The organism is Allobosea sp. 2RAB26 (assembly GCF_052115465.1).
Lineage (GTDB): Bacteria > Pseudomonadota > Alphaproteobacteria > Rhizobiales > Beijerinckiaceae > Allobosea.
Window position 1 is genome coordinate 71,712 of the sequence record NZ_JBFRGS010000012.1, and the last position, 11,584, is coordinate 83,295.

Here is an 11,584-nt window from a genome sequence, read left to right on the forward strand (position 1 = left end):
AAGATTGCGCGGTCTCTTCACCGTCATCTTGTCGCCAGCGGAGCTGCGAGCGCAATCGCGATGGAGCCACGATCCGACAATAACTTGACCACTTGCCCCCCGAACGGGCATGACCACCTTGCCATCATCGCGACCGGAGATCTCGTTAGCGGCAATGCGTATCCTGCTGATCGACAATTACGACAGCTTCACCTGGAACCTTGTCCACCTGATCGGCGGGCTTGGGGCGGAGGTCGAGGTTCGCCGCAACGATGCCCTTGCCGTCGAAGAGGCGTTGGGCGGAGGGCATGACGCGATCGTATTGTCGCCAGGCCCCTGCACCCCCAACGAGGCCGGCATCTGCCTTGACCTCGTACGCCAGGGGGCCGACAGGAAGCCGATCTTTGGCGTTTGCCTCGGCCTGCAGACCATCGGTCAGGCCTTCGGTGGCGAGATCGTGCGCGCGCCGCTGCCGATGCACGGCAAGATCTCGACCATTGGCCATCACGCCCGCGGCCTCTTTCACGGCATCAACGGGCCGATCCAGGCGACGCGCTATCACTCGCTCATCGTGGCACGAGAAAGCTGCCCGACCGAGCTCGAGATCGAAGCCGCGACGGAAGACGGGCAAATCATGGCGCTCTCGCACCGCTCCCTGCCGGTGCATGGCGTACAGTTTCACCCCGAGAGCATCGCCTCCGAACAGGGTGCGACGATCCTGCGCAATTTCCTCGGCCTGGCGGAACGATGGTCGCAGACACAGGACCGTGCCGCCCTTACCGAAACAGCCTGACGTCGAAGAACCCATGGACGATTTCAAACCCTTCATCGCCAAGGTGGCGACCGGCGCCTCACTCTCCCGCGAGGAGGCGCGCGATGCCTTTGACACCATCCTGTCCGGCGAGGTCACCAATGCGCAGGCGGCCGCCTTCTTGATGGCGCTGCGCGTCCGTGGCGAGACCGTCGAGGAGATCGCCGGCGCGGTCAGCGCCATGCGCGGCAAGATGCTGCCGGTAAAAGCACCGGCCGGCGCAATCGACATCGTCGGAACCGGCGGCGACGCTTCGGGCTCCTATAACGTCTCGACGCTGGCCGCGATCATCACCGCGTCCTGCGGCGTGCCGGTCGCCAAGCATGGCAATCGCGCCGCCTCTTCACGTTCCGGAGCGGCCGACGTGCTCACCGCGCTCGGCGTCAAGGTGGGGCTCGAGCCCGCGGGCACGGAGCGCTGCATCGCCGAGGCCGGCGTCGGCTTCATGTTCGCGCCGACCCATCACGCCTCGATGCGGCATGTAGCGCCGGTGCGCACAGAACTCGGCACACGCACCATCTTCAACCTGCTCGGGCCGCTCTCCAACCCGGCCGGTGTTAAGAGGCAGCTCGTCGGCGCCTTCTCAGAGACCTGGCTCGAGCCGATGGTGCGCGTGCTGTCTGCTCTGGGCTCCGACCGCATCTGGGCCGTGAACGGCTCTGACGGCCTTGACGAGATCACCACCACCGGCCCGACCCGCGTCGTCGCGCTCGACAAGGGCAAGATCGAGAGTTTCTCGATTAGCCCGGACGATGTCGGCCTGGCCCGTGCAAAGCCCGAGGATCTGCGCGGCGGTGAACCGGCGCAGAATGCCGAGGCGCTCCGCGCGGTTCTCGACGGCAAGAAGACGCCCTTCCGCGATATCGCGGCCTTCAATGCCGCCGCCGCGCTCGTCGTGGCCGGTCAGGCCGGTGATCTGCGCGACGGCCTCGCCCGCGCGACCTCGGCGATCGACAGCGGCAGGGCCAAGGCGACGCTGACCGCACTTATCGCCAGCTCGAACGCGTGAGGACGTCATGAGCGACATCCTCGCCCGCATCGAGGCCTATAAGCGCCAGGAGATCGCCGCTGCCAAGGCCGCGGTTTCCCAGGCTGAGATCGAGCAGCGCGCCCTGGCTGCCGGCCCCGTGCGTGGCTTCACGGCCGCGCTTGCCGCGAAACACGCGGCCGGCAAGCCTGCATTGATCGCCGAGATCAAGAAGGCCAGCCCGTCCAAGGGGCTCATCCGCGCCGATTTCGACCCGCCATCGCTGGCACGCGCCTATGCCGATGGCGGCGCGGCCTGCCTGTCCGTACTGACCGATGCCCCCTCTTTCCAGGGACAGCCGGAATTCCTGCAGCAGGCGCGCACGGCAAGCGGCCTGCCCGCCCTGCGCAAGGATTTCCTCTATGACCCCTATCAGGTCTTCGAGGCTCGCGCCTGGGGCGCCGACTGTATCCTGATCATCATGGCCGGCGTCGATGACGGGACAGCCCGCGCGCTGAACGAGACGGCAAAGTCACTCGGCATCGACGTGCTGGTCGAGGTTCACAACGAAGCTGAGCTCGATCGTGCCCTCGAGCTCGACAGCCCCTTGCTCGGCATCAACAATCGCGACCTTCGCAGCTTTGCCGTCGATCTCGCCGTCACCGAGAGACTTGCACCGCGCGTCCCCGCGGACCGCATCATCGTTGGCGAGAGCGGCATCTTCAGTCATGCCGACATCGCACGGTTGCAGCGCGCCGGCGTCAACACCTTCCTCGTCGGCGAGAGCCTGATGCGGCAGGACGATGTCGCCGCTGCGACCCGTGATCTCCTGACCGGTTCTGCGCGCAGCGCAGCATGAGCAAGCTCAGCCATCTCGACGCCAGCGGCCAGGCCCATATGGTCGATGTTGGCGACAAGAAGGAGACCTCGCGCATCGCTGTCGCCGAGGGCTGTGTCGTCATGCAGCCCGGGACTCTGGCGATCGTGCGCGATGGCGACGCCAAGAAGGGCGACGTGCTTGGCACGGCGCGCCTGGCTGGAATCATGGCCGCCAAGCGCACGCATGAACTGATCCCGCTCTGTCACCCGCTGCTGATCAGCAAGATCAGCGTAGACCTCACCCTGGACGAGACATTGCCCGGGGTGCGCGTGAGCGCTGAGGTCAAGATGAAGGGACAGACCGGAGTCGAGATGGAGGCGTTAACCGCCGTCGGCGTCGCCTGCCTCACAGTTTACGACATGGTCAAGGCGGTCGACCGGGCGATGCGGATCGAAGGCATCAGGCTCGTCCACAAGTCAGGTGGAAAATCCGGCACCTTCGATCTCCCGGAAACTGCGCGATGAGCCTCACGCCCGTCCCCGTCGCCCTGAAGGCGCTGATCGACAGCGTTCCGGCACCGACACCATCAGAAACCCTGCCACTCGCACATTGCGCAGGGCGCGTGCTCGCCGCCGACCTGCAGGCGCTTCGGACCCAGCCCCCCTTTGCCAACTCCGCAATGGACGGATACGCCGTTCGCGCAGACGATATTGCGCCGGCAAATGAATTGCGTGTCATCGGCGAATCGGCTGCCGGTCGTTCCTTCTCAGGGATGGTCCGCTCCAATGAGGCTGTTCGCATCTTCACCGGTGCTCCGATTCCGGAGGGCGCCGATACGATCCTGATTCAGGAGAATGCGGACGGCGTCGGCACTGCGACGATCCGCGTGCGCGAGGGCGCCGAGCGCGGCAAGTTCGTTCGTCAGGCAGGATTGGACTTCTCCGAGGGCGAAGTGTTGCTTCTCGCCGGCAGCCGGCTCGACAGTGCGAGCCTCGGCCTCGCGGCAGCCATGGGCCACCCCATGCTCACTGTGCGTCGCAAGCCACTGGTCGCGATCCTCGCGACCGGCGACGAACTTGTCCAGCCCGGCGAGCCGGTTGGACCCGACCAAATCGTCGCGTCCAACAGTTTTGCGCTCGCCGCGCTGGTCGAGCAGGCCGGCGGCACGGCGCTCGATCTCGGGATTGCCCGCGATGATCATGCCGATCTCGCCGACAAGATTGGCCAGGCACGAAAGGCCGATGCCGATGTGCTGATCACCCTCGGAGGAGCCTCGGTAGGTGAGCACGATCTCGTCCAGGCAGCGTTGATCGGTCAAGGCATGGCGCTCGGCTTCTGGAAGATCGCCATGCGGCCGGGCAAGCCGATGATGATGGGCCGCCTCGGCCGCATGGTCGCGCTCGGCCTGCCCGGAAACCCCGTCTCGTCCATCGTCTGCGGGCATCTCTTCGTCGTACCGCTGCTCAGGACCCTCCTGGGCGTACCGGAACCCGAACGCGATCTGAGTGAGCCTGCAATCGTCGGAAGAAATTTGCCGGCAAATGATGAGCGGCGGGACTATATGAGGTCGGAACTGACGCTCACTCCGGAAGGATGGCTGGCAACGCCCTTCGCCAAGCAGGATTCATCGATGCTGGCCACTCTTGCCCGCGCCGACGCGCTGCTCATTCGCGAATCGTTTGCTGCGCCGGCAAACAAAGGCGACAACTGCCGGATCATCCGCCTACGCTGAGCGCGCTTGCGGAACACAACGCGAACCTGTATGGTGTTCGTGCTTTGTTTCGATTCCATACAAAGAGCGCCGGCGGGAACCATGCTGACACGCAAACAGTTCGAACTGCTTCGTTTCATCCAGGAACGCCTGCGCGAGACAGGGGTGCCCCCCTCCTTCGACGAGATGAAGGACGCGCTCGATCTGCGCTCCAAGTCCGGTATCCATCGCCTGATCATGGCGCTGGAGGAGCGCGGGTTCATTCGCCGCCTTCCCAATCGAGCCCGAGCGCTGGAGATCATAAAGCTGCCCGAAGGGGCCGGCGGCCCTCAGGCGACGCGCGGACGGTTCAGCCCCTCCGTCGTCCAGGGGGGGCTTGGCAAGGTCCGGCCGATCGCACCGCCCCCGGACGAAGATGTGCGCTCCACGGTTGCGATTCCGGTCATGGGGCGGATTGCCGCCGGTACACCGATTTCCGCCATCCAGAGCCGCAGCCATAGCGTGGCACTACCTGCCGACATGCTTGGCCCCGGTGAACATTTTGCCCTCGAGGTTCGCGGCGACTCGATGGTGGAAGCCGGCATTCTCGACGGCGATACGGTGGTGATCAAGCGTCAGGACACGGCCAATACCGGGGATATCGTCGTGGCTCTGATCGATGACGAGGAAGCAACGCTGAAGCGACTGCGCAAGCGCGGCTCCTCGATCGCGCTCGAGGCTGCCAATCCCGCCTATGAGACAAGGGTGCTGGGACCGGACCGAGTCAAGATTCAGGGCCGCCTGGTCAACCTGATGCGGCGCTACTGAAGCGGCTCGTGTTCTTCGACAGCCGCCAGCGGCAAAGCCGGCGTGCTTGCAGGCCGCTCCCGCTTGCGGCTCCAGGGACGATCGACACCATCCTGCTCTGATAGATGGGCACGCCAGCCGCCCTTGTTGCCGACAAGGGCGGTCGCGCCATGGCGCGACAATGCCCTGCGGTCGATCAGTCGTGCTGCGCACGGAGCGTTCCACGGAATCGGCGTGATGACGAGATCGGCGCGCCGACAGTCCTCGACGATGGCCAGGCGATCACGTGCAAAGGCAACGCTTCGTCCATCCTTGCTGCGGACGACACAACCCAACGTGTCGCAGGCCGCGCCTTCCCGCAGGCTGTTGTCGTCAGGCCGGCGATTGTCGCCATCTGCGTTCAGCCATTGCTGCAGCACGAAGCGGCTCGGATGCCCCGCCAGGATCATGCGACCATCGCCCCCGCGGACCAGGATGCCGGAACCATCGCGTTCGATCAGGATGTCGGGCCTGTCGGGCTTCGCTGCCACGAGCAGTCCCGCGATCAGGGGGGCGACGGCCAGGAAGCGCAGCGGTGTCGTCCAGAGCGTGATCCAGAGGAGCGCGGCGGCAAAGCATGCGAGCGCCGCGGCCCCGAATGCAGGAATGATCACTGCGGAGTGGTCGAATCCCGCAACCCAGCGCGCGGATTGCAGCACATAATCCGAAGCGACTCCCATGAGCGCCCAAGCCAGCCAATCCAGGCCGAAAGGATAGGCGAGCACGCCGAAGACAGCGGCAGGCATGACGATCAGGGAAACGAAGGGCAAGGCGAGCGCATTGCCGAGCAGACCGAAGGGGTTGAAGGTCTGGAAGTGATAGGCACCGAACGGTGCGGTTGCGACCGTCGCCAGCACGGTCGTGACCGTGAGCCCGACCACCGCGATCCAGATCGGCCGTAGCGGCCAAGGCAGGTTCGCCGGCGCCTCGGACTGGCCGCGATCCTCCCAGCGCTCGGCAAAGGCGATCAGCGCCGCGACAGCGCCAAAGGACATCTGGAAGCTTGGACCAAGCAGCGCGTCGGGCTCGCGCAGCAGAACGATCATCGCAGCGAGAGCCAGATTGCGCATGCTGAGCGCCGGGCGATCGACGAGGATCGCACCGAGCATGACCAATGTCATGATCAGCGAGCGCACCGTCGCGACCTCGGCTCCCGAGAAGATGCAATAGGCCGTGGCGCCGAGCATCGCGGCCAGGGCGGCGAGTTTCTTTATGGGCCAGCGCAATGCCAGCGTTTGCGATAGCGCCAGCAGGCCACGGACCAGGCCGAAGATCGTGGCGGAGGCCAGCACCATGTGAAGGCCCGAGATGGAGATGATATGATAGATTCCGGCCGCGCGCAGGTCGATATTGGTCGCCTCCGTGATGAGGCCGCGCTTGCCAGTAACCAGCGACGCCGCCATCGCGCCAGCCTGCCCTCCCCCGATCCCGGCGATGCGCTCCGTCAGCGCATTGCGCGCCCGGTCGACCGTCGCGCGTATCTGAAGCTCGAGCGGTGGCTGCGAGGGTGGTGGGGCGAGCGCGATCTTTCCGGGGATGGTCCCGACTGCACCAAGCCCTCGGAAGAAGGCGTCGCGCCCGAAGTCGTAGCCACCTGGTCGCACTGGACCGGGCGGCGGCAGGAGGCGCGCGACGGCAGCGATGTGATCGCCCGGCGAAACCGAACCACCTTTGACGTTGACCCGAACCCGCCGTGGCAGGCGTTCAGGCTCCACCCCGGCAATGCCGGTCACCAGGATCACGAGGCGCGCGCCGGCGTCGCGCGCCTCGACCGATTCGACAAAGCCGGTGAGTTGTCCCACGCGCATTCGATCGAGCATCGGTGCTGCGATCGTCGCCGTGCGCCAGGCCGCGGCACCAAAGCCGGCGAAGATGGCAGCAAGGCCGACGCAAGCGAGCATGACCGGGCGTCGGGCGCGCGACAGCGCTGCCATCGCAGCGGAGATACCAAAGCCGGAGAGCGGGACCCAGAGGGATGGCTCGCGATCAGCCGCGAAATAGAGCAGGATGCCGGCTCCCATCAGCACCGGCAGCCAGAGGAACAGCCTTCTGCGTCCGGCCTCGAGCGCGATGGCGCCCAGGAAACGCGCGCGCCATTCGGCGAGAAGCAACCGAATGGCAGCGTCCTGAAACCGTATCTCCGGAATGCGGAATGGTACGGCGCGAACACGCGCGCCGCGCAGCCGGCTCGGGTCTGGCGGCGCATCGCGCATAGGCCGTCCCTCGGGCAGCCAACCAGATGCGATCTTGCGCTTAACGTCGGCCCCATCAGCATGTTACAGGGGCGGCGTCGGTTGTCATGTCCCATCGACGTCTTGTTCCTCTGCCGCTCTGTCGGCCTCATTTCCCGTCCTGCCGGAGCCTGCCTTTCATGAGTGATGCGGTCGTTACGCGCTTCGCGCCGTCTCCAACCGGATTCCTGCATATCGGCGGCGCGCGTACCGCGCTGTTCAACTGGCTCTATGCCCGTCGCCATGGCGGCAAGATGCTGCTGCGCATCGAGGACACCGACCGCGAACGCTCGACCGAGCCGGCCATCGCGGCGATTCTCGACGGCCTGTCCTGGCTCGGCCTCGATTGGGACGGCGAGACCGTCTACCAGTTCGCCCGTGCGGCCCGGCACCGCGAGGTCGCCGAGCAGATGCTCGCCGCCGGCAAGGCCTATTATTGCTATGCGACGCCACAGGAACTCGAGGAGATGCGCGAGAAGGCGCGCGCCGAGGGCCGTCCCATGCGCTATGACGGACGCTGGCGCGATCGCGATCCGGCGACCGCTCCGGCCGGCGTGAAGCCGGTCATCCGCCTGCGCGCGCCGCAGACCGGCGAGACGGTGGTCGAGGACGAGGTGCAGGGCCGCGTCGTCTGGCAGAACGAGAATCTCGACGACCTCGTGCTGCTGCGTTCCGACGGCAACCCGACCTATATGCTCGCTGTCGTCGTGGATGACCATGACATGGCCGTGACCCATGTCATCCGTGGCGACGACCATCTCACCAACGCCGCCCGCCAGACCCAGATCTACCAGGCGATGGGCTGGCGCGTGCCGAGCATGTCGCATATCCCGCTGATCCATGGGGCGGACGGCGCGAAGCTCTCCAAGCGCCATGGCGCGCTCGGGGTCGATGCCTATCGTTCCATGGGCTATCTGCCGGTGGCCCTGCGCAACTACCTCCTCCGGCTGGGCTGGAGCCATGGCGACCAGGAGATCTTCTCGACCGAAGAGATGGTCTCGCTGTTCAATCTTTCCTCGATCGGCCGTTCCCCGGCACGCTTCGACTACGCGAAGCTGGAGAGCCTGAACGGGCTCTACATGCGCCAGTCAGATGACCGTGACCTGCTTGATGCACTGAAGAGCATCCTGCCGGAAATCGGCCCCGCGCACGGCCTCGGCCCCGAGCTCGATCCGGTTCTCGAAGCCAAGCTTCTTGCTGCGATGCCGGGACTGAAGGAGCGAGCCAAGACGCTGATCGAGCTGCTCGACAGCGCCTCCTATCTTTTTGCCAAGCGTCCGCTCGCACTCGATCAGAAGGCGGCGACGCTGCTGGACGAGGGCGCGCGCCAGCGCATGCCCAGCCTGGCAGAGAAGCTTGCCGCGGTGAACGACTGGACACCGGCTCCGCTCGAGGCCGCGGTCCGCGCCTTCGCCGAAGAACAGGCTCTCAAGCTCGGACAGGTGGCGCAGCCGCTGCGGGCCGCACTCACCGGACGGAGCCAGTCGCCCGGCCTGTTCGATGTGATGGCGGTGCTCGGCCGCGAGGAAACGCTCGCTCGTCTCAGCGATCAAACGTGATCAAAGGCGGGGCAGCCCCGCCTTTGTGATTGGTTGAACCCCAGGGGCAAATGGGCTAGTGACGCCGCATATGCCGAGGGTGTCCGAAGCGGCGCCCCGGTATGAATATTGCTTTAATATCAGTCGGATGTACCTTCCTTTGCCTGCAATCCCGTCACATGGCCGTTACGCAGAGCCACTCGGATGATGATTGCCGTTCCGGCACCCATTCATGCCGGCTCGGATGGAACGAAGATTGATCAGCAGCGAGCCTGAAAGGATCGGTATCGATGAGCGGAACCAACAGCCAGCTGAGTGTGGACGGCAAGACCGTCGACCTGACGGTCAAGACCGGATCGATCGGCCCATCCGTCATCGACATCAGCAAGCTCTACGCACAAACCGGGATGTTCACCTATGACCCCGGCTTCACCTCGACCGCGAGCTGCGAGTCGGAGATCACCTATATCGATGGCGACGAGGGCGTTCTGCTCCATCGCGGCTATCCGATCGAGCAGCTTGCCGAGCATGGCGACTTTCTCGAGACCTGCTATCTCTTGCTTTACGGCGACCTGCCGACCGCGGCGCAGAAGGCGGATTTCGACTACCGCGTGACGCGCCACACCATGGTGCACGAGCAGATGGCCCGCTTCTTCCAGGGCTTCCGCCGCGATGCGCATCCGATGGCGGTGCTGGTGGCCTCGGTCGGCGCGATGTCGGCCTTCTATCACGACTCGACCGACATCTCGGACCCGCAGCAGCGCATGATCGCGTCGATGCGGATGATCGCCAAGCTGCCGACGCTGGCTGCGATGGCCTTCAAGTACACGATCGGCCAGCCCTTCGTGTATCCGCTGAACTCGCTGGACTACACTTCGAATTTCCTGCGCATGTGCTTCGCGGTGCCGGCGGAGGAGTACAAGGTCAATCCGGTCCTGTCGCGCGCGCTTGACCGCATCTTCATCCTGCATGCCGACCACGAGCAGAACGCCTCGACTTCGACCGTGCGTCTTGCCGGTTCCTCGGGCGCCAATCCCTTCGCGTGCATCGCAGCCGGCATCGCCTGCCTCTGGGGCCCTGCGCATGGCGGCGCCAACGAGGCGGCCCTCAAGATGCTCGAGGAGATCGGGTCGGTCGACAACATCCCGAAATACATCGCCAAGGCGAAGGACAAGAACGATCCGTTCCGCCTGATGGGCTTCGGGCACCGCGTCTACAAGAACTACGACCCGCGCGCCAAGATCATGCAGAAGACGACGCATGAGGTGCTGAACGAGCTCGGCATCAAGGACGATCCGCTGCTCGATGTCGCGATCGAACTCGAGCGCATCGCGCTGAGCGACAGCTACTTCATCGAGAAGAAGCTCTATCCGAACATCGATTTCTATTCGGGCATCACCTTGAAGGCGATGGGCTTCCCGACCTCGATGTTCACCGCGCTCTTCGCACTCGCCCGCACCGTCGGCTGGATCGCGCAGTGGAAGGAAATGATCGAGGATCCGTCCCAGCGGATCGGCCGCCCGCGCCAGCTCTATACCGGCTCGCCGAAGCGCGATTACACGCCGATCGGCCGTCGCTGAGAACAATCTGACCCAGTCTTTATGACGAAGGTCGAACCCCACCGGATTAAATAATCCGGTGGGGTTTATCATATGGTGCGCTGCCATAACTTCGCGTTTCGCAGAGCAATGACGGGAAACGCCAGATGGACCGCCTCACGACACCCAACCGCCGCGCCTTCATCGCTGGGGCCGGGGCATCCGCCCTCGTAGCCGGCAGCGGGCCCGCGCGGGCTCAGAACTTCCCGACCCGGCCGATCATGCTTGTCGTGCCGTTCGCAGCCGGCGGCTCGACGGATATCGTCGCCCGCCTCGTCGGGGCAAAGATGGCGGAGTCGCTCGGCCAGCAAGTGGTGATCGAGAACCGCGCCGGCGCAGGCGGCAATGTCGGCTCGACCGCGGTCGCTCGCGCCGCACCCGACGGTTACACGGTGCTGATGGGCACGATCTCGACCCATGCCCTCAATCCCGCGATCCTCAAGGTGGTGACGTTCGATCCGGTCAAGGATTTCACGCCGATCTCCCTGCTGGCCGTGGTGCCCAACGTCATGGTCGTGCACCCGAGTTTTCCGGCCAAGACGGTCCAGGAGGTCGTCAAGGTCCTGAAGGACAATCCCGGCAAATACTCCTACGCCTCATCGGGAGTGGGTACGCCGCTGCATCTTTCGGGCGAGCTGTTCAAGTCGCTCGGCGGCGTGAGCATGAACCATGTGCCCTACCGCGGCGCTGGCCCGGCTCTGAACGATGTCGTGGCTGGCGCCGTGCCGATCATGTTCGACAACCTGCCCTCCTCCGCGCAGTTCATTCGCAGCGGCCAGCTCCGCGCGATCGGCGTTACCACGAAGGAGCGCGTGCCCTCATTCCCGGAGATACCGACCATCGCCGAAGGCGGTCTTGCCGGCTATGAAACCTATACGTGGAACGCGCTGTTTGGCCCGGCGAATATGCCAAGGGCAGTCGTTGAGCGCCTGAACGCCGAAGCCAACAAGGCCCTGACAGACCCCAATGTGAAGCAGCGCCTGAACGATGTCAGCGCCGTCATCGTCGGCTCGACACCGGAGGCGCTGGGCGAACACGTCAAAGTCGAATTCGCGAAATGGGGCCCCATCGCCAAGGCATCCGGTGCGGCGCTTGAATGAGCGC

Annotated in this window: 10 protein-coding genes; 9 read left to right on the forward strand and 1 reads right to left on the reverse strand. The window is 65.1% G+C overall.

Annotation, left to right across the window (positions count from 1 at the left end):
• Positions 1-109: 109 nt before the first annotated feature.
• The 6 genes from AB4118_RS22285 to lexA all read left to right on the forward strand — a co-directional run bounded on the left by AB4118_RS22285 (position 110) and on the right by lexA (position 5,095).
• Positions 110-772 carry an anthranilate synthase component II gene (locus AB4118_RS22285; protein ID WP_441491809.1) on the forward strand — a complete coding sequence of 221 codons (663 nt, stop codon included), beginning with the start codon at positions 110-112 and terminating at the stop codon, positions 770-772.
• Between the two features lie 13 nt (positions 773-785).
• Complete coding sequence (gene trpD / locus AB4118_RS22290) at positions 786-1,799, forward strand: anthranilate phosphoribosyltransferase (RefSeq protein WP_441491810.1); 1,014 nt, start codon at positions 786-788, stop codon at positions 1,797-1,799.
• Positions 1,800-1,806: 7 nt separating this feature from the next.
• Positions 1,807-2,616, forward strand: coding sequence for an indole-3-glycerol phosphate synthase TrpC (gene trpC, locus AB4118_RS22295; RefSeq protein WP_441491811.1), 810 nt, complete (start codon positions 1,807-1,809; stop codon positions 2,614-2,616).
• Positions 2,613-3,101: a cyclic pyranopterin monophosphate synthase MoaC gene (gene moaC, locus AB4118_RS22300; RefSeq protein ID WP_441491812.1), complete on the forward strand. Its 489-nt coding sequence runs from the start codon at positions 2,613-2,615 to the stop codon at positions 3,099-3,101. Before trpC ends, moaC begins: the two co-directional genes overlap by 4 nt.
• A complete protein-coding gene (locus AB4118_RS22305; protein WP_441491813.1) occupies positions 3,098-4,309 on the forward strand; it encodes a molybdopterin molybdotransferase MoeA in 1,212 nt (403 codons plus the stop codon). Before moaC ends, AB4118_RS22305 begins: the two co-directional genes overlap by 4 nt.
• Positions 4,310-4,390: 81 nt before the next feature.
• On the forward strand, positions 4,391-5,095 hold the full coding sequence (gene lexA / locus AB4118_RS22310; protein ID WP_441491814.1) for a transcriptional repressor LexA: 705 nt from the start codon (positions 4,391-4,393) through the stop codon (positions 5,093-5,095).
• On the opposite strand, the gene AB4118_RS22315 is transcribed toward lexA, so the two are convergent.
• Positions 5,089-7,326, reverse strand: coding sequence for a ComEC/Rec2 family competence protein (locus AB4118_RS22315; RefSeq protein WP_441491815.1), 2,238 nt, complete (start codon positions 7,324-7,326; stop codon positions 5,089-5,091). The two genes, lexA and AB4118_RS22315, sit on opposite strands and share 7 nt — an antisense overlap.
• A gap of 158 nt (positions 7,327-7,484) precedes the next feature.
• Between AB4118_RS22315 and gltX the strand changes: the two genes are divergently transcribed.
• From gltX to AB4118_RS22330, 3 genes are all read left to right on the forward strand, one after another.
• The gene (gene gltX / locus AB4118_RS22320; protein ID WP_069880729.1) at positions 7,485-8,903 is read left to right on the forward strand and encodes a glutamate--tRNA ligase; all 1,419 of its coding nucleotides are present in this window, start codon (positions 7,485-7,487) and stop codon (positions 8,901-8,903) included.
• A gap of 269 nt (positions 8,904-9,172) precedes the next feature.
• Positions 9,173-10,462 (forward strand): citrate synthase, encoded by a 1,290-nt coding sequence (gene gltA / locus AB4118_RS22325; protein ID WP_441491816.1) that lies wholly within the window; start codon positions 9,173-9,175, stop codon positions 10,460-10,462.
• A gap of 125 nt (positions 10,463-10,587) precedes the next feature.
• Positions 10,588-11,580, forward strand: a complete 993-nt coding sequence (locus tag AB4118_RS22330; RefSeq protein ID WP_441491817.1) for a Bug family tripartite tricarboxylate transporter substrate binding protein — start codon at positions 10,588-10,590, stop codon at positions 11,578-11,580.
• Positions 11,581-11,584 lie beyond the last annotated feature (4 nt).

What these genes read in the sequence shown, in the direction of transcription:
- AB4118_RS22285 (WP_441491809.1), top strand. Translation starts at nt 110, where the DNA reads ATGACCACCTTGCCATCATCGCGACCGGAGATCTCGTTAGCGGCAATG.
- trpD (WP_441491810.1), top strand. Translation starts at nt 786, where the DNA reads ATGGACGATTTCAAACCCTTCATCGCCAAGGTGGCGACCGGCGCCTCA.
- trpC (WP_441491811.1), top strand. Translation starts at nt 1,807, where the DNA reads ATGAGCGACATCCTCGCCCGCATCGAGGCCTATAAGCGCCAGGAGATC.
- moaC (WP_441491812.1), top strand. Translation starts at nt 2,613, where the DNA reads ATGAGCAAGCTCAGCCATCTCGACGCCAGCGGCCAGGCCCATATGGTC.
- AB4118_RS22305 (WP_441491813.1), top strand. Translation starts at nt 3,098, where the DNA reads ATGAGCCTCACGCCCGTCCCCGTCGCCCTGAAGGCGCTGATCGACAGC.
- lexA (WP_441491814.1), top strand. Translation starts at nt 4,391, where the DNA reads ATGCTGACACGCAAACAGTTCGAACTGCTTCGTTTCATCCAGGAACGC.
- AB4118_RS22315 (WP_441491815.1), bottom strand. Translation starts at nt 7,326, where the DNA reads ATGCGCGATGCGCCGCCAGACCCGAGCCGGCTGCGCGGCGCGCGTGTT.
- gltX (WP_069880729.1), top strand. Translation starts at nt 7,485, where the DNA reads ATGAGTGATGCGGTCGTTACGCGCTTCGCGCCGTCTCCAACCGGATTC.
- gltA (WP_441491816.1), top strand. Translation starts at nt 9,173, where the DNA reads ATGAGCGGAACCAACAGCCAGCTGAGTGTGGACGGCAAGACCGTCGAC.
- AB4118_RS22330 (WP_441491817.1), top strand. Translation starts at nt 10,588, where the DNA reads ATGGACCGCCTCACGACACCCAACCGCCGCGCCTTCATCGCTGGGGCC.